This is a genomic window from Mesobacillus jeotgali, assembly GCF_002874535.1.
Lineage (GTDB): Bacteria > Bacillota > Bacilli > Bacillales > Cytobacillaceae > Mesobacillus > Mesobacillus jeotgali.
In genome coordinates this window covers 2,662,843-2,684,052 of the sequence record NZ_CP025025.1, presented here as the reverse complement: position 1 = coordinate 2,684,052, position 21,210 = coordinate 2,662,843, and the positions used below count along the sequence as shown (strand labels likewise).

Here is a 21,210-nt window from a genome sequence, read left to right as displayed (position 1 = left end):
GGATTGAGATATGGCTAATACATATAAGCTACCACTTAAAAACGGGGAAATAATGGTGTTTACATCAGATATGAACAAGCAGGAAATATACAAAATACCCCAGTTTGCTATCCAGCATGAATTTTTTAGCTATTTTAAAGAAAAAAGTATCATACTTCATGGAATCGTTAAACCACCATTAGTGGATAGCAACGAGAAAGAATAATGGATAGCAAGGAGATTAATCATTTTTAATCTACAACCCTTGTTGAACTAAGGTGAGCAAGAGTATAGAAGCAACGCATAATTTGCGTTGCTTCTTCGCTTTCTTAGAAATATTTCTGATAAAACTCCTGTCTCAGCCTTCCGCTTAATTGGGCATATATTCGAGTGGTTTCACTTTTCTCGTGGCCCAAAAGGCTTTGGATAACTTCAACTGGGGCTCCATTATTCAATAAATGGGTGGCATAGCTGTGTCTGAGTTGGTGGGGATGAATTTCCTTATCTATGCCGGCACGCGCTGAGATTTTCTTAATGTAATACCTCATCTGTGCAATACTCATCCTGTGTGGCTGTCTCTCTGTTACAAAAATGGCCGGATCTTTATCCTGGCGGCTATCAATGTATCGCTTAAGCCATAATTCAGCCCGAATATTAAAATACACCTCACGTTCCTTGTCACCCTTTCCCCTGACGATGGCAGAGCGGTTAGACCAATTAAAGCAATTGCGGTCAAGTGCAGCGATTTCTCCAATTCTGCACCCAGTAGAAAACATCAATTCGAATAGTGCCTTTTCCATAGGACTGATACAGGCTTCACGTAAAAGTTCAATCTCCCTTTCTGATAGAAACTTTGGAATTCTCTTGCCGGCTTTAGGTTCCTTGATCTTTGCTGCTGGATTTATGGTTAAATGGCCTTCCTCGTGACACCATCGAAACAATGACTTCATAAACCGGATTCTGTGGGCCAAACTTGAGGGTTTTAAGTCCTTTCCTTGAGTAACAAGATATTTTTTTAAACCTTCTGTCTCGAAACTATCGATATTCGGATCATTAAAATAACCAATGAGTAGCTTAGCTTGAATTCCATATGCTTTTAAAGTATAAGGTGAAAAGCCTTCTATACGTTTGTCAGCTTCATAGGATTTCCAAGCAGTTGATAACAACAAACCAATCCCTCCCATTTAATTAGGATATTAGAAGGTATTCTTGCCAGTTTTATAGAAATTTAGACTTGGTGAATTGAATTTGTATAATATCTAACAAACTTAGTTAATTTAACTAAGTCTTCTAATGAGCTAATTCATTTGAAGTGTTGAAATGTATATGGAGAAGTACAAATACAGGAAGCGGTTTTGCTAAACTAAGCAGGTTAATTCAATATGAGTGTGCAGTATAAGTTTTACAAATACAATGTTTTTAAGTGTCTTAAATATGCCTGAAGTTCATATAAAAATTTAATAATGATACTAACAATTCTTGTGATAAATCTAGTCCCCCAGATTTATCAGATATATGAAAGGAGTAAATATTTAATGAACTATCCAATTTAAAAATGTCCCTATTTTAGAAAACATTCATTTCAGAAATTGGGGGACATAAAATGAACTTGAATAAAAACTTTTCTTTATTACTATTGGGTCAATCACTCGCTAATATTGGCGATGTATTGTATATGGTCAGTATCATCAGTACGATTTTTGTATTAACGGGCTCGGCAACAGCTTCCTCATTTGTACCATTTACAATTACTTCTTCCATGTTTATATCTAGTCTGTTAACACCACTTTTGGTGGGGAAAGTAAATCTTAAATGGTTAATGGCTGGATCGCAAATCGGAAAGACTATTCTGCTTTTTATTCTGGGAGTAATGTTAGGTGGAGTTACAGCATCAAATTATTTTTTGATTTTCTTAATCATAGGATTGATTGCTTTACTAGATGGCTGCGCAAATCCAATAAGGCAGACATTAATTCCATACTATGTTAATCCTAGTCAATTAATTAAAGCCAATGGATTTGCAGAAACTGTTACACAGATCATACAAGCAGTGATGTGGTTCATAGGGAGTTTATTCTTGATTATTATGAGCTCACAGCAACTGGTATGGATGGCAGGAGGTTTGTTTATAGTAGCAAGCATCTTGCTCAGCCTTTTAGAAAATGTAGCAGATAATAGAGTTGAGGCTGCTAAAGGGAAATTTGAACAGATTACAGAGGGATGGGTAACTTTATCTAACACTCCAGTATTAAGAAAGATTGCTTGGCTAGACTTCTATGAGACAATCGCAGTAACGGTTTGGATAGCAGCCATACTCCTTGTGTTCGTTAACGATGCTTTAGAGGTTGGTGGACAGTGGTGGGGATTTATCAATGGTGCCTTCTTTATAGGATTGATTTTAGGAAGTGTTTACTGTATTAAATTTTCTTCAATCATTGAAAAAAAATTGGGGACCTTTATATTTATAGGTTCAATCCTAAGTTCCTTAGTAACATTACTATTTAGCATAAACAGCATACCAATAGCTGCACTCCTATTGTCGCTCTTTGTAGGGATTTTTGGACAAATTAAAGGCATACCTCAACAAACAGTGATACAAACCAGCGTTACAAAAGAACAGCTATCAACGGTTTATACTTCGTTAGGAGCTATCGGTACTGGAATCTTTGGCGTTGGTTCTCTTGTTATGGGACTGTTAGCAGATTTACTGGGAATAAGAATCGTGTTTATGATCTCAGGAATACTGCTTGCAGTGGTCAGTTTAATTGTTTATAAAAGTAAGCACTTGTTTGTTAGGAATATAATCGAATTTGAATAATGAATGATAGAGTGGGACTGCGGATCATCTGTGGTCCCATGCTTTTATATTTGTGTTTAAGGGGCTGAAAAGATGGAGGTAAAGAATTCACAAAGCAATTCTAATTTATTGGCAAGAATAAAAATTGTAAGAGGAGAAAACTTTGTAACTATAGAAGATACAAAAAGTCTGGCGAATCAAGAGCTAATTGAACTTTTAACATATCTGATGGGACAGTCATTTATAAAGAACTGTAAAAATGTAAATATACTGGTAAATAGTAAATTCAACAAAGAAGTAGACTCTCTTTTAATAGAAAATGGGTTTAAGTTACATGATGAGAATGTTACTGTTCACAAGGTTTTAGATGATTCATCTAAGGTTGAAAACGGGTTCTTACTAAAGAATTTACACGAACTTTCGTTAGCAGAGTTTAAAAGGGTTTGGGAGGAATCTATGAAAGGATCATTAAATGCACCTTCTTCGCTAGATGTTGATGAACAAATGCGAAGTGTAGAGTTGGAGTTAGGCCCAAACTATAAGAAATCTTGTATTATTGCTTATGATAAAGGAAATCCAATCGGAGTAGTTATGCCCCATATAGAACCAGGGACTTCAGAAGAAGGAAGGATATTTTATTTTGGCATCATTCCAAACGAAAGGGGGAAGGGAAAAAGCAAACTTCTTCATCAGCAAGCATTAGAAATATTAAAAAATGACTTTATGGCGATCTATTATATTGGCTGCACTGGTCACAACAACCTTCCAATGCTTAAAACATTCCGGAATAACGGATGTACAGTTATAGAACGAAATAAGGTTTTCAAAAGGGAAAACTAAAACTTAGTGAAGAGTAAGGGGGGAGTTGATCAGGAAGGATTTATGTACTTTTTTGTTGAATTCCTTATTAAGCTATAGATGCAGTTATGTTGAAGAAGAGTATTGTAGGGAAGAGGAATAAAATTGGATAAACAAAGAACTTTCTTTTATGGGTTTATGGTTGGTTTTGTATTAATGATTTTACCTGTACCTCATTTTTTCTTTTGGAAAGACGTTACGGATAATGTAGAAGTTATATTTCGATATAGTGGGTTTGCTTTAATGGTAGTTTGCGGAATTCCTTTGATTATTGATGTCCTTCGGAATTTTTTAAAATAAATTTTCACTAACGGGTACCAGAGCTCCAAATCGTGCTGCTTGTTCGACTAAAAGGGCAGGTTAGCTTAAGAAGGTATTTGCAGAATTATTAAGACTGTGTGGTGGGTTTATGGAGACAAAATACAAAATTAAGTTGTTACTTCGAGAAACTATTCTAGATCTGGTTAAAGGTGATTTTATTAATATCCAAGAGAAGTTACAAAACGGGCTTACAATAAATGACCTTAGAGAAGAGTTGAGCCTATGGGGAACATTAACAGTTCCTCCTGATGCAGCTTATGAAAACGTCGCTTTTTATAAATATAATGATGGTTCTGGATATGCCTTAGAATTTGAACTATGGATTGATAATCAAAGTAGCGATTTAACGTTATCCTGTGAAGCCTTATTAGATGAAAATCAAAAGATTGTATCCTTTACTATCGAAAACCTTCACGTATTATAATTGGTGTTATTAAGCTAAAGGGGCAGTAATGTTGAAGAAGCATTTGATTAATTTTTTATAAAATCAATAAATGAGTTTTTAAAAGGAGCTGCACAATGGAGGTAATCTTAGCAACTATGTTTTCAGCAATCATAATATTTATTACTGCCTTTAGTCTAAGTAAAGTATTTCTTAGCGCCTATAAATATGAGGGGAATTTCCTTTCGTAAATTTGTTGTTTTTGCTGCTTCTTCTATTGTAATAGGATTACTTAGCTTTCACTTCACCCTTTGGATTTCAAAAGATAATGGACTCCATTTACTAAAGCTTATTTAAGAACTTCTAGTCGAATGTTTATAGTTGTTTTCAAAAATCGTAAACGAAGTCATACCATTTTAAGATTGCGAAGAAATTCAATTAAACAAGGGGCATTGTGAAACAAACATTTTTTGTTTATGAGCCATCGATTATGAAAAGAAAAGGCGTCCAGATGGACACCTTTTATAAACTCTATTTTAAAAAGTTCACTACTTCTGATGGATCTAATCGTTCCATATAATCAGCATCTGAACTTGCAAATATCACTTTACCATCTTGATCAATAATAAATGTGCCTGGTATAGGTAAACTCCAAGGTTTATCAGATCCATTTATTTCAGCTAAATTGATATTGAATTTGTCTGAATATGTGCGAATTAGATGTTCAGGGAAAGTAAAGTAAAGATTATAAGCTTTGATTGTCTCATACGTATCATCGCTTAGTACCTCAAATGATAATTCGTTCTTTTCTGTTGTAGAAAGAGATACATCTGGTTTCTGTGGACTGATTGCCATAAGGGTAGCTCCTGCTGCTTGAATTTTATTAAGTACATTCTGATATGCTCTTAATTCAAGGTTACAATAAGGACACCAACCACCTCTATAAAATGTTAACACAACAGGCCCTTTTTCTAATTGCTCATATAGAGAGATTCTTTCTCCGATTGCATTAGGTAAAAGAAAATCTGGTGCCTTTTCACCTACACGAAGGCCAGTTGCCAATCCTGAATGAATCAGCTCCTCTGTTGCTAATTCAACGCTTTCTATCACCTCTTTCGGTGCTCTAGATAGAAATGCTTCCTTTACTTTGGCCAATTCCATTGATAAATTCATTGCCATTTGACCTCCCAATCTTAAATCTCAAAAACTTCTTTTAAATGTTTTTGTAAATCGTTTCGATACTTTTCAATATCTGGATTTGCTACAACATCGTGAGCGCCGAATGTTTTGAAAGGGACCATATTTACATAAGCCTGCATGTTATGCAAGTGACGAATAGCCTCTTCAATGTCTGCTCCTTTTAAGAAAGAGTCTGCATCTTTATTGTTAAAAGCAGATTCAGGGGCATTCCATGTAGTTGAGAACATGTATTTTTTTCCTTTCATTAAACCACCGTCACCATATTGGTTGATTGCTGGTCCAAAGAAAACACCGTATTCATAAACTTGGTCAATATATTTCTTAAATGCAGCAGGAAGGGAGAACCAATAGATCGGTGTTTGAAAAATGACTGTATCAGCCCATTTGAATTTTTCTTGCTCTTCTTTAATATCATAACCTTCTTCTATGATAGTTGTTTTCACTTCAAATTTTTCAGATAAAGTAGAAACAATATCTTTATATAAAGTTTTGTTTAATTGTCCTTTCGCAAAATCATAATATTCATGTCCGTTAATTACTAATATGTTATTCATAATATTCCCCTCCATTGTTTTATGGTTCGATAACCATCGAACTTTAATGATAATAACATCGTCGATATTTTTACACAAGGATTTTGTATTAATTCTTTTATTTTCACAAAAAAAAGAACATGTGTATTTAATTCACATGTTCTAAATATCTGCCTCTTTTACAGCAAATACTGAATTGAGGAGACCTGGGAATTTTTCATCTATCTCTTCTTTGCGTAGAGCATATAAATGTTCTTTTCCTTCAATTCTACCTTTAATTAGTCCGGCTTCTCGAAGAATTTTTATATGATGGGAAACAGTGGATTTTTTTAGCATTAATTCTATCGAGTAGGCAGAACAATTATTTTCTCGGCTTTCATTTAGGCATCGAATAATTCGAATGCGGTTTGGTTCACTTAATGCGTGAAGTACTTTTGTATAGGGAATTGATTCGATTGGTGGATGATATAGTGATTTCATAATTTTATTTTATCTCTAATTAGGTGTTTATTCAACCTTGTAAGTGTTTGTAGTAGTTTACTTTGGCTTCCTACTATAGAAGATAGCGAAGGATCATCACTAAACTTTGTTGAAAATAATGCTGTTGAGATTGGATTCAGTGAAGATTTAGCATTAGTTCCAAAAGGATTTCCAACTCCAACTGTTCAGTTTGAGATACAAATAAAGGGTGCGTTGAATCAGGAAGGATTAAGCACCATTTTTGTTGAATTCCTTATGGAACTAACGATGCAGTAATGTTGGGCAAGCGATCCAGGGGGAGTTAAATGGAATACTCTATAAGATTGGCTAATGAAACAGACTTATCTGGTTTATGCAAAATTAGAAACAATAAAGATTTATTTACGAGATATTTAATGCAATATGCGAAAAAGGAAGCATACTTAGCAATCGCTGAACAAAATTCGCTTATATTTGGCTTTGGAGTTCTTAAATTAAATGGTATCACTCTTCCTAAATTAAGTGACCTTTATGTAAAAGAGGATTATCGAGGTAATGGCATAGGTTCAGGTTTAATAAGGTATAGAGAAAAAATTGCAAAGGATTTGGGTTATTCTGAGATATTTGTTAGTGTTGACCCAATAGAAAATCCCAAAATGATAAAATTAATTGGCAAACTCGGATACGAACCAATTTCAGATCCATATTTGAAAAAAGCCATTTTTTATAATGATGATGGTACGACTTATAACAAAACTTATACAAGAATTGATTTAAGGAAGTTGTTGAACTAACGGTGCAGAATCCTTCAATAAAAAATATGGGATTTTATGGTATGATTTGATGTGTAAAGGGGATTGCATATGTATAGAAAAAAAGGTAAAAACTATTTATCTTTTATATTGCTAATACTATTATTCGCACAAACAGCTTGTACTCAAAGTCCTGATATTGAGTTGTATGAAGGAAAACCTTTAGAAATAGCGGTGGTTGGAGAACCACCAGAAGTAAATGAAGAACAAGTGATATTTACAGAGATCACATTTGATGAAATGGCAAGTGAAGAACTGAAGTCTTATGACGCAGTAGTTATCAGGGAAAATAATCTTTTAGAGGCTGCTGAAAGCCAATATGCAGACGTTTACCTAAATTCTACAATTCCATTCTTTTTTATATCAGCTAATAATCATATCCCTTTTACCGCAAAAGAAACAGAATATAATGAGTCTTGGAATTGGTCTGTTGGTCAAAGCTATGCTGTTGGGGTTCTTACATTAAAAGAAGATGATTCGTTAAAAAGTTGGAAATACGGTTTGTATAATGATAAAAAAACGGATGAATACATAAAAGAAGTATATTCAAGAATATTCAAATCGATTGATGAACTTAATCAATAAAAGGTAAAAAGCTTTGTAAATAAATAATCCAGGAAGGATTACCTCCTTTTTTTGTTGAAATCCTTATTGAGCTAAAGATGCAGAGCCGAAGATGAGAACAATTAGTATTACATAGCTGAACTTAATAGGGAGAGTTATTTAAAAGTATGAGAAAAAAAAGAAGAGTAATAAGCACTATATTTTTTATAATAGTTTTGACCGCTGCTGTTCTTATGTATAATTTGCTGTCTGAAAGTTCAACATTCGCTGTGGTTACAGTCTTGGAAAAAGACCTTTCTGAAGAAAATGGTGAAGGATATATTATCGTAGCACCTCCAAATGCTGATTTATCTAAAAAGTATTTGGAGGAAGAAAAGTCAAAAATTTTCATAAAAGAAACAATGGTATGGAATTTAATTGAAAATGGTAAAACATATGTGTTAACTTACGAAACTAAAAGAAATGGTGTGAGCATTTTAAAAGAGATAGAAAATGCAGATAAATAATTTTGTCTTGCCGCTTTTCAACAAACGAGGCAGGTATTTTGAAGATCAATGGTTGAGGAAACATCAATAAATGAAATATAAAGAGGAGAAAAGAAGAGTGAGATATTGGTGGCAAGTTTTTATTACCATATTTATTGGGTTTATAAGTTTAACTAATAGCTTATTTTTCTCATATAAAATGGAAGGTAGGTTTCCAGGCTCATTAAATGAACTGCTGTTGTATTTATGGTGGGTAATCATAATAATTTTATTATTATTGCTTTTTTTAAAATGGAGAGATGAAAAAATGTAATTTTGTTGGAACCTTTTATTGAACACAAGAGGCAGGTTAGTTCAATAAGAATTTAGAGAACAGTTAGGAATGAAGGAGTACGAGTCAGTAGGAAGTTCGAAAATGCTTGCAGATTAGGTGTGAGCAGGTGTAGATCCAGCAGTGAGAAGAACTGGCTTAGAGTTACCAGTTGGCAGCGGACTGAGTTTGATTAGTCAAATTAGGCACCGAATAGGGGAAGTGGCTTCTTAAGATTTAAATGCCTATATAAACATATTTTTGAAACTTCTGACTATTTTATTCGTAATAAATACTATAAAAGGGGGGATACATTGAAGTTAAAATGGTATGTATTTTTCGTTTCACTAGTCCTGGCTTTAGAATTAGGTTTGCTTTTTTGGGTATCACATTATTTTGAAACAAATCTTGTAGATACAATGTTTTTAGGGTCAGCTGGATTTACCATTATAGCATTTTTATTTAGTTCTAAAGGAGACGCATTGTCAAAGAATTCACAGGTAGCAGTTTTTCATATGTTCTTAGGAAATTACAAGCCACAACATGAGAAAGCAACATTTACCATTAATCCCTTCTTAGTAGGATCTCTATTGTGCTTTATTGCATATTTTGTTCTTTATTATTTAGGAGTTATAAGTTAGGAATAATTAGTTTATAAAAAATATTGATACAAAATTGTTTAGGTACATTCTTGCTTATTTTCGAACAGGGGGGAGCAGTTTAGCAAAAGAAGGTTCAGCGAAGGGGTGCGTTGATCCAAAGGATTAACGGCCTTTTTTATTGATTTCCTTATTTAGCTAACAATGTAGTTTAACAAGATAAGCTGAAAAACTAAGGGTAACGAAAGCAATAATATATTATTGCTATACGGGGGATAAACATGATTTTATCTGTTGAAGAAATACAAAAATCATATGGGAAAGAAAAAGTGTTACATGGAGTGAGCATCCGGATTCATCAGCCTGAAATCGTTGCTTTGGTTGGACCGAATGGATCGGGAAAGTCTACCCTTCTTGGAATCGTCACCAACTTGATCAGCCCGGACCATGGCAAGGTGAAAATTTTAAATCGTACCAATAAAGATCCGGAAATTTTCCGCTATGTTTCTTTTATGCAGGATAACTCTGTCCTCTATGATTATTTGACAGGCTATGACCATCTTCAATTTATCGGAGATGTCCAAGGCATATCGAAAGGTCAAATCCTATCTGCAGCTGAACGGGTTGGAATGGAAAGCTATTTGCATAAAAAAGTTGGCAAGTATTCTTTAGGGATGAAGCAGCATCTATTGCTTACCATGGCAATTGTCAACGAGCCAAAGCTTCTGATTCTGGACGAGCCTCTAAACGGCCTTGATCCAACAAGTGCCATCCGGGTAAGGAAGTTGCTGCTGGAGTTGAATAAGGAAGGTACAGCCATTATTCTCTCCTCCCATAATCTGTCCGAGATTGATAGAGTGACATCCCATATTCTCTTTTTAAAAAATGGCCAGCTTATTGAGGAAGATTTATCTCTCCACGAAAAAGTTGCCTATGAGCTTACAGTCCAGCAGCCAGAAAAAGTGATCGGGGTATTGAGTGCCGCAGGTATAGAAGTTGAACATGGAAAAGAAAATCAACTGATTGTAAGTTTGGGAGATGCTTCTTTAAGTCAGTTGTTCAAACAGTTAAGCACCCATGGGGTGCAGGTATTGAACATCGAGAAAAAAGCCATCGGTTCCGAGGAACGGTATCAGATGATTTTTGGAAAAAAGGAAGAGATCTTATGAATCTTTTAACCTTTGAACTGAAGAAAATTTGGAAACAAAAAAAGATATGGTGGCTTTTCCTGATCATTCTTATCAGCACGGCATACCTTTTTCATTTCAATGCTTCCCAGCAGAATGAATGGGTTATTAAGTTAAAGGAAGAAATTGTAGAGTACGAAAATGCGGCTGAACAGATCCAGACAGGCCTAGAAGGAAAACGGAATGAAGATCTCCTTGATGAACCTGGATTGCTGCAGCAAGAATATATCGTGGAAGCAAGGTACGCCTTGTATAATTGGCAAATCGCTGTTGAGCGCAAAAAGTGGGACGAGATTCCTCAACTGCAAGGAGAATTCCTTGACAGTTTGGGCCGATTTGAAACGGCTGGAGGAGTATTTCCTCCTTTGCAAGGCATGGAAAAAGTAATAGCTGTGAAGAAAAATGACTATATGCGCGACAACAACCTTCCATATGAAAATGAAGAACATCCGACTTCTCCCCACCTGATATTAAAGCAGTTAAGCAGCCTGTTTATCGGGCTTGCTGGGCTTGTGATCCTGCTATTTTTCTTTGGGACCACATTGACACAGGAGAAGGACCAAAAGACAATCTTAATGTTAAGAACACAACCGATTACACAGAGGGATCTGCTAACTTCGAAGTATGTAAGTATCTTGCTGGTGTCACTGGTGTATATTTTATTCGTCATCTGTCTTGGTTTGTTGATTCCAATGGCACTTGGAAAACAGCCGTTGCTATTGGAATATCCGCAAGTTGTCTTTAATGGAGCAGAAGTCGAAATCATTTCAACCGCCATATATTTATTAAAAAATATTTTTTTATTTATAGTTGCGTTGATATTTGCATTCGGTTTGAACTTATTCATTGGCACCCGGATGCAAAACACCTTTAATGCCCTGGTTATTACGTTTTCCATTTTATTTGCTGGGTATTTGTTGACGAGCATGGCAGGAGTTCTAGAGACTCCGCTCAATCCTTTTTACTTGCTTCATTTAGAACCGTTATTGACTGCGGTGCCTGATTCTAAAGACGGTCTATATGTCATTAGCGCATTTGTTTGGAGTTTGTTTTTGATTTTCCTTTCCGTCTATCTGCCTGAACGAGAATATAGCTTTTTAGATTCCAGGATAATCAAGAAGCCCTTTCGAAAGGGAGCGACAAGTGCTAGAAGGAACTCTTTATGGAAGATCGTCGTTTTTGAATGGAGGAAATTGATAAGGAAAGGAAATTATCGGTTTGTTTTAGCGATTTCGATTATTTTTATCGCTTGCGGCTATGCTTTTATTTCTCAAGAAGCAAAAGAAAAGGAGCAGGAATTCTTAGCTAATTTGGAGAGTTCCAGAATCGACTTTATTGAAGTTGCTATTCCCTTCCAAGAACAATTCATAAATGATATAAAGACTGACCTGCAGACAGCCTTGGAGAAGGAAGAGGAAACCTCTTATTTAATGGAGCAACTAAACGAACAAGAAATTGCCTTAAACGCTCATAGAGAATTAGCGGACCTTATCAGTCTGGCAATAGCTGACTATAAGAAAGGGAATTATATTCATTTAATTGAATATCAATTGTTTGATAATCGTTTAATAAACGGGGAATTTGATTCATCCTACAGTGTCGTTGATGATATTGGACAATTTACAATGGATGCCAGCATCGCAGAAAAGCAGTGGCTTTTAAAGCATAAGATACGTCCTCTTTCATCCGGGGGACTTCTCTTAAATATCCATACTAATACGAAAAAGCTGTCAAGGGAATGGATAGTAAACAATGAAAGAATAGATGATAATGGGCTATTTTCTCTTTATTTATTCTTCCAGCAACACGCCCATTTCCTGCCGCTAGTTTTCCTGTTGTTTTTAGTGGGTGGAGGGCTGGCTTATGAGAGGGGAAAACGCCCGACAATCTCCTTATTGCGGACACAGCCAGTTTCGGAACAATCGATTTTTTATGGGAAAATCCTTCATTCAGCTATTGTATCAATTATCACATGCTTAATTTTATTCGGAACTGTCATCCTAATTGGGACAGTGTTTGACCGGTTTGGTGATTGGAATTACCCTATCCTTCATTATGATGGATTGAGTGAGTCTAGTACAGCCGACTATAAAGGCATGAAATCCATTTATTATGGATTTCAATTCATTCCCTTAGGATTGTACCTCATGCAAATTATATCTTTATTCTTGGTGGTATTGCTCTTTATTCTTATACTAAGCCAATTCTTATCTATCTTTATCAAAAGTCAATTCGTTGTTTTTGTGTCTACAGTATTCATCGTGATCGGGGGATTTATGGGTAGTAAACATTACCTTGTCGCTGCTGCACATCTATCACCTTTTACGTACTTGGACATAAATAGGATTGTCAATGGAGAAGCTTCCACTTTGCTCGACAACCCTGCATTGAATGTTTATACTGGCCTTTTTGTTTTAGTTGTTTCGATTGTATTTCTTATAATCATTGCAACACTTTTATTAAAACGTAGGATTTAACTATACCAAGAGATTTTAAAGGGAAAGAAAACATTGTAAGATAATTTTATATTACTTTTTGTTTCTCTTTTTTTACAAACCTATCGGGTTTAGTGGGTTATTGAGTAAATAAACGACCTTAGTGGTCGATGGATCTACACTTTTTTGTGTATTGTATGTATCGCCCGAAGGTCTTTTTTTATTGTCTTTTTATAAGTTGTTGGAAATCAATGATATGAAGTAGTGTAACTGTCTTTCTTACTTTATGGCTGTCTTTATTGATAATTTTAATTTTGTCAGTAGGTAATTTGTTTCGTTTATAATACTTTCTAACTTGAACTAAAGGGTGCATGATCCAAGATGGATTAGGCACCTTTTTTGTTTGAATTCCTTATTAAACAAACGAAGCAGTTTAGTGAAAGAAGGAGAAGGTTCTAATTTAGCGAATTTATAAGTCATTGCTGAAAAACGTCAGGGGAGTAACTATGAATAGGGATAAAGATAGGTATTATTCAGAGCTTGCACTTAAAGAAGCCGAACAGGCATTGAAAGAGAACACTTATCCAATAGGAGCAATTATTGTTGATGAAAATTATAATTTAATTGCTAAGGGGAGAAACAGAGTTCATCCAAATCAAGATGCAACAGCTCACGCAGAAATTGATACTATTAGAAATGCTGGTCATATAATCTTAGATGCGAAAGTTAAAAGAGAGAAATTTACAATCTATACTTCCTTAGAGCCTTGCCCAATGTGCACAGGTGGAATATTGTTCGCTAACATTAAAAGAGTAGTGTGGCTATTAAACGATGATTTAGGTTTTGGTGGATATAGAAAAATAAAAGCTACCAACGCTTTTGAGCGAAGATTTAATGAAGTCGAGTTAGTTGAGGAACCGTATGAGGATTTAAAAAAGAAACAAATGGAACTTATGGGAAAATGGGCAATGAACCCGAATAACGTTGTTAATTTAAGAAAAGCTGTAAATAAATAAAATGTCATTCAATTTAAAGAATGCATAAGCCAACCAATAGGCTACTGTAACTCCCTTACATATTGACTAAAGCTTCCTAAGAAACACTTCTAAACATTCTTTTATAAAGGTAATATTGAATTGCTGCCATAATTGGTGGCTTTTTTAGTTGAAAGTAAATTGATTTACTCAAAATTTCTTTGTGAAAAAGTCTTAGAATAGAACCTTAAAAAAATCCGAATCGTCTAATTAAAAAAGCAAAAGGGAAGCGAGGAGAAAATGATTGATATGATAGATGACTCTAAATCAGAACCTCTGAATCATTTGAATCGTGAAGAAAAGCTTAAATGGTTAATGAACGCCTATGGCAATGATGTTATACGAATTGCCTATACTTATTTGAAACAAAAACAGTTGGCCGAGGATGTTGCACAAGATGTATTTATTAAATGCTATGAAAAAATGGATACCTTTCGAAATGAATCATCTTATAAAACGTGGCTAATAAGAATTACCGTAAATAGATGTAAAGATGTTTTAAAAAGTTGGTCCTTTAAAAATTTATATCTTACTAACTTCTTTAAGCCGAACCAAACCTATAATTCTCTAGAGAAGAAACCTTTTGGCGGCGAGGCAAATGAATTAATTTCTAAACAAGTAATAGAGTTGCCAGTGAAATTAAGGGAAGTCATTATATTATTTTACTATCAGGAGTTTTCAATTGAGGAAATATCGAATTTGCTAAAGATTAATCCTAATACGGTTAAAACTAGATTACATCGGGGACGCATTAAACTAAAAGAATCATTTGAAGGAGCGTGGGCAATTAGTGGTAAATAAACTGGAAAATCTAAAAGATAAAATGGATAGTACCATTCTAAAAGATGTTTATTTTGATGCTAAGCAATATCAACAAGTGTTGAGCTCAATTGAAAACTCCAAAAATGACAAGAATAGGTCTTTACTAAAAAATAAGTTTAATTATCTCCTTAGCTTTTCCGTCGTTTCTATAATGTTTTTGGGTATTACCTATTTTGTTGGAACGCAGCTGAACTTATTAAATGACCCTGAAACAAAACAAAATACACAGGATTCTCTTAATAAACCTTCAAATGAGAAATCGGCATATATACCACCTAAGCAAGAAGAAAATTATGATGAAATGTCTAAAGAAGAGATTTTAACTAAAATGATAAACTCAGTAGATTATTTTGAAACTGCTAGAGGAGAATATAAAATGCACTATAGCTTTAGTCCTGGCTATGAGACTGTTGAATATGCTATTAGTTTAAAGCAAGAACCAGGAGGATATGGCAAAAGAACACTTGATACAGGTGAAATAACTTCTCGAGAATTTTATAAAGATGGTAAAGTGTGGTCAATAAATGAATCATTAAAAACCTATATGGAATTCAGAGCGAACCGAAACAGTGGCACTACACTAACATTAGATCAAGCGTTTTCAACTGCTTCCGATGGAAATCCACAAACGAATTATAGAGAAAGGCCTCCAATTAGCACTGCAAATGAAACCTTGTTTCCATATGAGATTGCCTCCAACTATACACGAGATTTAACAAAGTGGGAAATAGAAAAACAAAATGAAGAATTACTAGGTCATAACACACTTGTGATAAAAGGGATTAAAAATCATAGAGATTTCCAATCATTCCGCTTTTGGGTAGATAAGGACACAGGTATATTAATTAAGTATGAGACGTATAAAGCTAATGGCGATATTGTTGATTATTTACATCCTACAAAACTAGAAGTTAATGTACCTATTGACACGAAATTATTTACCCCAGACTTAGAGGGATATGTACCCAACAGTAGAGATAAGGAGAAAGTAATAATAGATCCTCGTGAAAATGAGGTAGTACCAGTGGCTGGAACGAAAAGTTCTAGTGAGATAGAAGATGTATATAATCTTATGAAGTCCGATATGCCATTTCTCTATGGGTTTAATCATTCTGATCTACAACTAATCTCTGCTAGCTACGAAACCTTTAAAGAATATAAAATTGGCTATTTGTACTACATTCTTGACCCAGACAATGACCATAATTCTTCCCAGATGTTGTCTGTAAGGGTTCATCATAAAGATTCATATGTCAGAAAGATAGGGGACTTTGAAATAGTGGGAGATACTACTGTATCTCCATTTCAACTAAATGAGATTAAATGGAAAGGAACAAGTTTGAAGGAAACTGATGGAGAATGGGTTCACTTAACGGGGCAAAAAGGTGACTATATATATGATGTGGTAAGCCAACATATATCACTAGATGAAACCAAAGACTTTCTTAAGGGTTTTAAGGAAGCACATTAGTATTTTAAACAGGGCTATGCATAATAGCCCATTTTTACTTTATTAAAAGTTGAATATCCTTAAACAAAAATGGGTGCTTGTTCCAGGAAGGATTAATGCACTATTTTATTGAATTCCTTATTAAACTAAAGAAGCAGAATACTTTAATAAGGGTTATGGGTTTTTATGGTAAAATCATCTTGGGTAAAGGGGGAATAAAATTGAGTAAAAAAAAGAAGCTACTTTTCAGATTTTCAATAGGTTTGAATATACTACTCGTCGCAATTGTAGCTTGGGGAATTATAAAGATTAACTTCGTAAAGGAGCAAGTTCTTGTTACAGAAGTCCAAAATAATTTAGTAGAATTGGAAGGCTTGATTGCTAACCAGATGGATAATAATTGGCCTGAACCTAACCTGGTTACAACTGAATTAGGGGATGTAACTAACGGAATTTGGCTTGGAATGACTACTGGAAAGCAGTTAGGAACGCTCTCTAAAAGTGACAAGGAAATCCTTGAAAACTTGTATTCCAAATTAAATCAATATCCTAATGATAAATTATATAGTTTTGTTGATTTAACTGAAGAGGATAAACAGAACTTTGAAGACTTACGGAAAACACTTCGTGAAGTTGGATTAGGATTAAATATTACTATAAGTGCCAATATGGATTCTTTTATGAGCCAAGCAGAGGCATTAAATGAAAAGATTGAATCCCCATTAAATTAATATATATTTGATATTCAGCTAACAGGTGCGTTGATCCAGGAAGGATTAAGCACTTTTTTGTTGAAGTAGGTAATTAGAAAACAAAGATATGCGATATAAAGTCAATTAACTAATCATAAGGGAGACTACCTATTCATATGGCAGTAACAAAACTGAAAACTTTCGAAGATATAACGGATTATACAGAAAGCATAAAGCAAGATATGCACGCAACAGGATCAGCCTTAGTAATTATGAAAGAAAATAAAATAGTTCATGAGTGGTATTCAGGCACTCACCATTTTGGAAAGGGAGCAAGAGCTATAGACATGGAATCACAGTTCAACGTATATTCCACAAGAGTGACCTATGTTGGTTTATCCCTGGCAATTGCTATATTTGACGGTTACTTATCTTTAGAAGATAAGATTAGTAGTTATTTACCTGAACTCGATAAACAAATTCTTGGCGAGACAACTCTTAGACATTTATTAACTCGCTGTACTGGTCTGAAGATAAAAGATAATCAAGTTGTTCGTAGCTTTGATTTAGGAACCAATATTGAAGGAAAAAGACCTGATCTGTTAGCTCGAATATTATATAAAGCAACTGGTAAGACAGTCAACGAAATACTTACAGAAAGAGTATTTAAACCACTAAAATGGAGATATACCGAGTGGGTAACAGAAGGCAAAAATAATTTAGTTTGTGACATAAGTTCACCTGATAGTTACCCTACACTAAGGCTTGGGTCAAATATCGGAGATGAAAGAAATTTATATGTAAGTGCTAGGGAGTTGGCTTTTTGGGGGAATTTACATTTGAATAAAGGCATGATGGATGGAAAAGAAATCTTACCTTATAAAATCTTTGAACTTGTTTCAACAATACAAAGCCCAGAAACTCTACCTAAAGAACTTCCTAAGTTTGGTTTTCTTTGGTGGATAAAAAGTGTTGGTACTTCATATGATTTACAGGAATTAGGTTCAAGCTTACCAGTAGGATCGTATCAAATACTAGGTGCTTCAGGATGTTCGTGTACAGTTATTCCAAAATTAAACGTTGTTGCTGTGAGGATGTACAATAGTTTGTATACGAATGAAAATGCTGAGTTTGACTATGTTAAAGATATTCAAAGATTTGGAAATCTAGTGGTTTCAAGTCTTAAAGGAATCTAAATTTTATTGAACTATCGGAGCAAGATAGTTTAAGATGCTAAGCGACTTTATTTTACATTAGGTGGTGTTTAAAATGACAAAAGACAATTTTGATTATTTTACTGATGAAGATTTCGAATATACAAAAGTATTGAACTTCTACACTCCCTTTGAAAATAAGAAAGGTAAGAACTTTGTTTTAATTGTTACAGCTAAAGAATTTTTAGATGAATATTGGATTGATGGTTTTAAGAATTTTGCCAAGCAATGGACTTGGGGAGAAGACAGACGAATAAAGGCATTTAAATTATTGGAAGCAGAGGTAAGAGATAATGTCTTAACTTTTACATTTGAGACTATAAGGAAAAGTAAACGTTACGATGAGATAAAATATTTCCTTTACGATATAGGTGGTATTCTATCTATTGAAGAAAACGAAATTACAAATATCGTTGTTCAAGAAAAGTAAGATGTAATGAAATGCTAATTGAGCTAACAGGTGTGTCGATCCAGAAGGATTAACTGCCTTTTTTGTTGAATTCCTTATTGAACTAACGAAGCAAAGGTTAGTTGAAGAAGGAGTCGGAGAAAACAGTCGAACCGCCGCCAGCATCTTGAGAAATTGTAGGAGCAGGACAAGCAAAAGCGCTTCACCAGCCCTGATAGCATTGCTCATATCGGGGCAACTCAGCTGCGTGTAATCATTCGCAAGCTCATCGGCTGTATTCATTAGGGCCGCTTTTAGTATGTTTTAAGAATTATATAGAGCGATCATTTGCTGCTTAAAAAACAATTCTGGTTATTCTAATGATGAGATGGCAAAATCCAAAGAAAGAGAATTTCCAATGGACAAATCGTGTTTATTAAAGATTTTGGAGAAAATTAATTCTTGATGAGATCGACGAAATCTTCGAGACAGCCAGGCAACGTTACTATCCTTCCAACGGGATTAATGAACAAGCTGCTACTGTTGAGAGGTTGGTTAAAAAGAGATTGAATAAAAGAAGTCTTGAAATTGTGTTCAGAGCGAAAAAATAACACATCATGCATTAAGAAAAAGCCGTATTCTCTTAAATGAGAGTACAGCTTTTTCTTTTCTAGGGGGAAAGTATTTTAGTGGTTGAAATTTACCACTTCTGCTCTTTGATCATTACTAATATTTCCTGTAAAACTTACGTTAAATATCCCATAATTCAATCCGATTGTTCCACTTGAATCTTTAGTGTGTACGTATAAACTATGAAATTGAGAGGACCCAGATATTGGAGAAACTTCTTGGATTTGAATTTTAGTCATTGCCACTGGGCGATCACCGGAAGTAGGCATCGGAAATGACCAACCAGCTCCTGTAAAGCTTGAGTTATATAAGTTTTTACTAGAATAAGTTGCTGCACCGTTAATGCCGTTACCCCCAACAGAAATGTAGTGTGTACCAGGAACCAAGTTAAACTTATTCCCATCCCACGCATAACCCACCATATCTGTTCTTCTCCAAACTGGAGAGATTGTCCATTGATGTGTAGTTCGGAGTTCAAAACGATCTCTGTAACTTGTATCTACCAGTCTACTTGCATATTGGCTAACAGTCATACTATTAATAGTTCCTTCAGGAAGTACTGGCGAGAAAGGTTCTGAATAATCATCTACATATAACACTTCATTATCTAAACCAAAATAAGTTGTTTTAGCTCCTACAAACTCTGCAATTTCGTCACCATTTACGATATCCAATTTTTCTTCAATTGGTAACCTATCTAGTAGTCTTTTCGGATAACCTAACTCTAATAGCTGCGCATTTACTTCATTGATAGTTTTATTATTAATTTTCGCTGCATCAACCGAACTTGTGGTGTACATACCTGTTAGGCTTACCAGTAAAATTAATAAACATGTTCTGACTACGTATCGCATTTTTTGTCCTCCACTCTAATTGTATAATTTGTAAAACATCCCCCTTATATGTAAATTTATATCATTTTTTGTAAGAAAGAGGAAACTACTTTATACCTATTTTTGTAAATTAATATAAACTATATAATTCATAAGTGAAATAAAGTATATTATAATAAGTTCCAAAAATATGCAACGAGAGGTAGAAATTTATGAGGCCAATCATTAGAAGTGTAAGTATCATCATTCTTTTATTAGTACTTGCTTTGGTATATTTTTGGAATACAGATAAAAAAAACGAGAGAAACGAAGTTACTGATTTTAACCATTCGGCTACTATGAACATTCAAGTAATTGAACGATATAAAGATAATGATAGATTTTCAGGTTTTGGTGTAAAAGCAAGAAATGTTAATACACCTTTTCAAGAATTTTATATAACCATTGAGGATGAAAGGGTCTATAACTTAATTGAGGATGAAAAAGAGTATTTTGTAAATGTAACATGGGAATCTCAAGGTACTCAACCAGAGATAAGCGGAAAATCCACAAAGTTACTACAAATTGAACATTTAGATTCAGAACAGTAAAAGAGAGAAAATAAATATACACCAAGCGTATTAATTGCTATAATTCACATACTATCTTTCCTTTTTATTTTTTCTTTGCAACGACATTATATTTTTGGCTAGCGGATTTTACACAAAACTACCAACCTTTGGGTTGATTTTAAGACACATGCTTTTTTGATGTGTCCAAATCTTGATGTTGAACAATATGTGGATAGTGTTTATGCCGAGATCTTTTTAGAGATGAAAGGCAAAGTTACCTCGGATACTGTCCGATTGTACATTGAAGATTAATTAATTCAGGCATTGAGGGCGCTTCTCAGCGTCCTTTTTACTTTTTAAAGGGAGCCAGAGAGAGTTGGTCCTGGAACGGCATCACAGGCGGTTCGGTAGGTACAATGGCCAGAGCAAGCCGAATTACTTAATCGTTTTTGGATATGTTCGGCTTGGTGACAAGCCCAAACCTGCCGAATTTTGGAGTCCAAGGGGGAAAGGGTGTAGATTTTTTTAGTTGGTTTTTCAAAAAATACTACTCGAACCTTACGTGGAGAAAAGCCCTATTAGGAGATATAGAAAGGGGATTAGTGGAAATTTTAATATATAAGGGTTTTGTAATCTAATAGGTTGCATAGCTGGTGCAAACTATTGAATACAGAT

At 34.5% G+C, this 21,210-nt stretch carries 23 protein-coding genes; 18 read left to right on the top strand and 5 right to left on the bottom strand.

The features are described 5' to 3' along the window. Positions 1 to 10 precede the first annotated feature (10 nt). Positions 11 to 205, top strand: coding sequence for a hypothetical protein (locus CD004_RS13645; RefSeq protein ID WP_102263274.1), 195 nt, complete (start codon positions 11 to 13; stop codon positions 203 to 205). Positions 206 to 308: 103 nt separating this feature from the next. Here the strand turns inward: CD004_RS13645 and CD004_RS13640 are convergent, their stop codons facing one another. Then, positions 309 to 1,148 carry a tyrosine-type recombinase/integrase gene (locus CD004_RS13640; protein WP_102263273.1) on the bottom strand — a complete coding sequence of 280 codons (840 nt, stop codon included), beginning with the start codon at positions 1,146 to 1,148 and terminating at the stop codon, positions 309 to 311. A 434-nt stretch (positions 1,149 to 1,582) separates the two neighbouring features. Between CD004_RS13640 and CD004_RS13635 the strand changes: the two genes are divergently transcribed. From CD004_RS13635 to CD004_RS13620, 4 genes are all read left to right on the top strand, one after another. Further along, positions 1,583 to 2,797, top strand: coding sequence for an MFS transporter (locus CD004_RS13635; RefSeq protein ID WP_102263272.1), 1,215 nt, complete (start codon positions 1,583 to 1,585; stop codon positions 2,795 to 2,797). A 72-nt stretch (positions 2,798 to 2,869) separates the two neighbouring features. Beyond that, the gene (locus CD004_RS13630; RefSeq protein WP_102263271.1) at positions 2,870 to 3,616 is read left to right on the top strand and encodes a GNAT family N-acetyltransferase; all 747 of its coding nucleotides are present in this window, start codon (positions 2,870 to 2,872) and stop codon (positions 3,614 to 3,616) included. 123 nt (positions 3,617 to 3,739) lie between these two features. Beyond that, complete coding sequence (locus CD004_RS13625) at positions 3,740 to 3,934, top strand: hypothetical protein (protein WP_102263270.1); 195 nt, start codon at positions 3,740 to 3,742, stop codon at positions 3,932 to 3,934. Positions 3,935 to 4,043: 109 nt separating this feature from the next. Next, entirely contained in the window at positions 4,044 to 4,379 is a 336-nt protein-coding gene (locus CD004_RS13620; RefSeq protein ID WP_102263269.1) for a DUF7668 domain-containing protein, read from the top strand. 489 nt (positions 4,380 to 4,868) lie between these two features. Here CD004_RS13620 and CD004_RS13610 read toward each other — a convergent pair whose 3' ends face one another. The 3 genes from CD004_RS13610 to CD004_RS13600 all read right to left on the bottom strand — a co-directional run bounded on the left by CD004_RS13610 (position 4,869) and on the right by CD004_RS13600 (position 6,550). Next, positions 4,869 to 5,516, bottom strand: coding sequence for a peroxiredoxin-like family protein (locus CD004_RS13610; RefSeq protein WP_226607750.1), 648 nt, complete (start codon positions 5,514 to 5,516; stop codon positions 4,869 to 4,871). Between the two features lie 14 nt (positions 5,517 to 5,530). Next, on the bottom strand, positions 5,531 to 6,091 hold the full coding sequence (locus CD004_RS13605; RefSeq protein WP_102263268.1) for an NAD(P)H-dependent oxidoreductase: 561 nt from the start codon (positions 6,089 to 6,091) through the stop codon (positions 5,531 to 5,533). A 141-nt stretch (positions 6,092 to 6,232) separates the two neighbouring features. Further along, positions 6,233 to 6,550 carry an ArsR/SmtB family transcription factor gene (locus CD004_RS13600; RefSeq protein WP_102263267.1) on the bottom strand — a complete coding sequence of 106 codons (318 nt, stop codon included), beginning with the start codon at positions 6,548 to 6,550 and terminating at the stop codon, positions 6,233 to 6,235. A 305-nt stretch (positions 6,551 to 6,855) separates the two neighbouring features. Here CD004_RS13600 and CD004_RS13595 point away from each other — a divergent pair, with 305 nt between their 5' ends. The 12 genes from CD004_RS13595 to CD004_RS13535 all read left to right on the top strand — a co-directional run bounded on the left by CD004_RS13595 (position 6,856) and on the right by CD004_RS13535 (position 18,563). Continuing rightward, positions 6,856 to 7,323, top strand: coding sequence for a GNAT family N-acetyltransferase (locus CD004_RS13595; RefSeq protein WP_102263266.1), 468 nt, complete (start codon positions 6,856 to 6,858; stop codon positions 7,321 to 7,323). 69 nt (positions 7,324 to 7,392) lie between these two features. Continuing rightward, a complete protein-coding gene (locus tag CD004_RS13590) occupies positions 7,393 to 7,926 on the top strand; it encodes a hypothetical protein (protein ID WP_102263265.1) in 534 nt (177 codons plus the stop codon). Between the two features lie 146 nt (positions 7,927 to 8,072). Continuing rightward, positions 8,073 to 8,411 (top strand): hypothetical protein, encoded by a 339-nt coding sequence (locus CD004_RS13585; RefSeq protein ID WP_102263264.1) that lies wholly within the window; start codon positions 8,073 to 8,075, stop codon positions 8,409 to 8,411. A gap of 603 nt (positions 8,412 to 9,014) precedes the next feature. After that, complete coding sequence (locus CD004_RS13575; protein WP_102263262.1) at positions 9,015 to 9,341, top strand: hypothetical protein; 327 nt, start codon at positions 9,015 to 9,017, stop codon at positions 9,339 to 9,341. Between the two features lie 239 nt (positions 9,342 to 9,580). Beyond that, positions 9,581 to 10,468: an ABC transporter ATP-binding protein gene (locus tag CD004_RS13570; protein ID WP_102263261.1), complete on the top strand. Its 888-nt coding sequence runs from the start codon at positions 9,581 to 9,583 to the stop codon at positions 10,466 to 10,468. Further along, positions 10,465 to 12,963 carry an ABC transporter permease gene (locus CD004_RS13565; protein ID WP_102263260.1) on the top strand — a complete coding sequence of 833 codons (2,499 nt, stop codon included), beginning with the start codon at positions 10,465 to 10,467 and terminating at the stop codon, positions 12,961 to 12,963. Before CD004_RS13570 ends, CD004_RS13565 begins: the two co-directional genes overlap by 4 nt. A gap of 464 nt (positions 12,964 to 13,427) precedes the next feature. Then, positions 13,428 to 13,937, top strand: coding sequence for a nucleoside deaminase (locus tag CD004_RS13560; protein ID WP_102263259.1), 510 nt, complete (start codon positions 13,428 to 13,430; stop codon positions 13,935 to 13,937). 258 nt (positions 13,938 to 14,195) lie between these two features. Continuing rightward, positions 14,196 to 14,756 (top strand): sigma-70 family RNA polymerase sigma factor, encoded by a 561-nt coding sequence (locus tag CD004_RS13555; RefSeq protein WP_102263258.1) that lies wholly within the window; start codon positions 14,196 to 14,198, stop codon positions 14,754 to 14,756. Next, entirely contained in the window at positions 14,746 to 16,248 is a 1,503-nt protein-coding gene (locus CD004_RS13550) for a hypothetical protein (RefSeq protein WP_023613408.1), read from the top strand. The genes CD004_RS13555 and CD004_RS13550 overlap by 11 nt, the downstream gene beginning before the upstream one ends. Positions 16,249 to 16,343: 95 nt before the next feature. Beyond that, positions 16,344 to 16,958, top strand: a complete 615-nt coding sequence (locus CD004_RS13545; protein ID WP_233434868.1) for a hypothetical protein — start codon at positions 16,344 to 16,346, stop codon at positions 16,956 to 16,958. 137 nt (positions 16,959 to 17,095) lie between these two features. Then, positions 17,096 to 18,115 (top strand): serine hydrolase domain-containing protein, encoded by a 1,020-nt coding sequence (locus CD004_RS13540; protein WP_102263257.1) that lies wholly within the window; start codon positions 17,096 to 17,098, stop codon positions 18,113 to 18,115. 73 nt (positions 18,116 to 18,188) lie between these two features. Then, on the top strand, positions 18,189 to 18,563 hold the full coding sequence (locus tag CD004_RS13535; protein ID WP_102263256.1) for a hypothetical protein: 375 nt from the start codon (positions 18,189 to 18,191) through the stop codon (positions 18,561 to 18,563). 644 nt (positions 18,564 to 19,207) lie between these two features. Here the strand turns inward: CD004_RS13535 and CD004_RS13530 are convergent. Next, entirely contained in the window at positions 19,208 to 20,005 is a 798-nt protein-coding gene (locus CD004_RS13530; RefSeq protein WP_102263255.1) for a hypothetical protein, read from the bottom strand. A 191-nt stretch (positions 20,006 to 20,196) separates the two neighbouring features. Here CD004_RS13530 and CD004_RS13525 point away from each other — a divergent pair, with 191 nt between their 5' ends. After that, a complete protein-coding gene (locus CD004_RS13525) occupies positions 20,197 to 20,574 on the top strand; it encodes a hypothetical protein (protein WP_102263254.1) in 378 nt (125 codons plus the stop codon). Positions 20,575 to 21,210: the final 636 nt, after the last annotated feature.

Excerpts from the sequence above, each read along its gene's own strand:
- CD004_RS13645 (WP_102263274.1), top strand. The coding sequence starts at position 11 with ATGGCTAATACATATAAGCTACCACTTAAAAACGGGGAAATAATGGTG.
- CD004_RS13635 (WP_102263272.1), top strand. The coding sequence starts at position 1,583 with ATGAACTTGAATAAAAACTTTTCTTTATTACTATTGGGTCAATCACTC.
- CD004_RS13630 (WP_102263271.1), top strand. The coding sequence starts at position 2,870 with ATGGAGGTAAAGAATTCACAAAGCAATTCTAATTTATTGGCAAGAATA.
- CD004_RS13620 (WP_102263269.1), top strand. The coding sequence starts at position 4,044 with ATGGAGACAAAATACAAAATTAAGTTGTTACTTCGAGAAACTATTCTA.
- CD004_RS13610 (WP_226607750.1), bottom strand. The coding sequence starts at position 5,516 with ATGGCAATGAATTTATCAATGGAATTGGCCAAAGTAAAGGAAGCATTT.
- CD004_RS13605 (WP_102263268.1), bottom strand. The coding sequence starts at position 6,091 with ATGAATAACATATTAGTAATTAACGGACATGAATATTATGATTTTGCG.
- CD004_RS13600 (WP_102263267.1), bottom strand. The coding sequence starts at position 6,550 with ATGAAATCACTATATCATCCACCAATCGAATCAATTCCCTATACAAAA.
- CD004_RS13595 (WP_102263266.1), top strand. The coding sequence starts at position 6,856 with ATGGAATACTCTATAAGATTGGCTAATGAAACAGACTTATCTGGTTTA.
- CD004_RS13590 (WP_102263265.1), top strand. The coding sequence starts at position 7,393 with ATGTATAGAAAAAAAGGTAAAAACTATTTATCTTTTATATTGCTAATA.
- CD004_RS13585 (WP_102263264.1), top strand. The coding sequence starts at position 8,073 with ATGAGAAAAAAAAGAAGAGTAATAAGCACTATATTTTTTATAATAGTT.
- CD004_RS13570 (WP_102263261.1), top strand. The coding sequence starts at position 9,581 with ATGATTTTATCTGTTGAAGAAATACAAAAATCATATGGGAAAGAAAAA.
- CD004_RS13565 (WP_102263260.1), top strand. The coding sequence starts at position 10,465 with ATGAATCTTTTAACCTTTGAACTGAAGAAAATTTGGAAACAAAAAAAG.
- CD004_RS13560 (WP_102263259.1), top strand. The coding sequence starts at position 13,428 with ATGAATAGGGATAAAGATAGGTATTATTCAGAGCTTGCACTTAAAGAA.
- CD004_RS13555 (WP_102263258.1), top strand. The coding sequence starts at position 14,196 with ATGATTGATATGATAGATGACTCTAAATCAGAACCTCTGAATCATTTG.
- CD004_RS13545 (WP_233434868.1), top strand. The coding sequence starts at position 16,344 with ATGCACTATTTTATTGAATTCCTTATTAAACTAAAGAAGCAGAATACT.
- CD004_RS13540 (WP_102263257.1), top strand. The coding sequence starts at position 17,096 with ATGGCAGTAACAAAACTGAAAACTTTCGAAGATATAACGGATTATACA.
- CD004_RS13535 (WP_102263256.1), top strand. The coding sequence starts at position 18,189 with ATGACAAAAGACAATTTTGATTATTTTACTGATGAAGATTTCGAATAT.
- CD004_RS13530 (WP_102263255.1), bottom strand. The coding sequence starts at position 20,005 with ATGCGATACGTAGTCAGAACATGTTTATTAATTTTACTGGTAAGCCTA.
- CD004_RS13525 (WP_102263254.1), top strand. The coding sequence starts at position 20,197 with ATGAGGCCAATCATTAGAAGTGTAAGTATCATCATTCTTTTATTAGTA.